The following is a 610-nucleotide window of genomic DNA, read 5'->3' on the forward strand; positions in this document are numbered from 1 at the left end:
CAGCTGTGGGCCTCGCCCGAGCCCGGGACCGAGGTCGACTCGGTGCGCCTGGCCAATCCCATCGCCGAGTCCCGCGGCGTGCTGCGCGCTTCGCTGATCCCCGGCCTGCTGGAGATCCTGCATCGCAACCGCTCGCGCGGGTTCCGCGATCTGCAGCTCTTCGAGTCGGGACTCGTCTTCCGCCCCGGCGCCCAGCTGGGCACCGGATCCATCCCTCCGGTCGGTCAGCGCCCGTCCGAGCAGGTCCTGGCGGATCTGCGAGGCGGGATCCCGGAGCAGCCCCTGCATATCGCAGCCGTCTTCGCCGGCGACGACGCCCCGGCGGCCCCGGGGTCCGACCCGCGAGCGCTGGGCTGGCGGGACGCCCTCGAGATCGCGCGTCTGGTCGGCGACGTCCTGGGCGTGCGCCTGAGCGTGGAGCAGGGCCGCCATCAGGCCTTCCACCCTGGGCGCACGGCGGTGCTGCGCCTTCCCTCCGGGGACCTCGTGGGCACAGCCGGCGAGCTGCACCCGCAGCTGGTCGCTCAGCAGGGCCTGCCCGAGCGCACGAGCGCCATGGAGCTGGAGCTGTCGGCGATCCTGGCCGCCCGCGACGGCGCGATCGCCGCCG

General features: G+C 74.8%; 1 pseudogene. It reads left to right on the forward strand.

The features are described from left to right. A pseudogene (locus tag IG178_RS24840) lies at positions 1-610 on the forward strand (phenylalanine--tRNA ligase subunit beta); the annotation flags it as partial.

This window comes from Neoluteolibacter marinus (assembly GCF_014904755.1).
GTDB classification, from domain to species: domain Bacteria; phylum Verrucomicrobiota; class Verrucomicrobiia; order Verrucomicrobiales; family Akkermansiaceae; genus Haloferula; species Haloferula marina.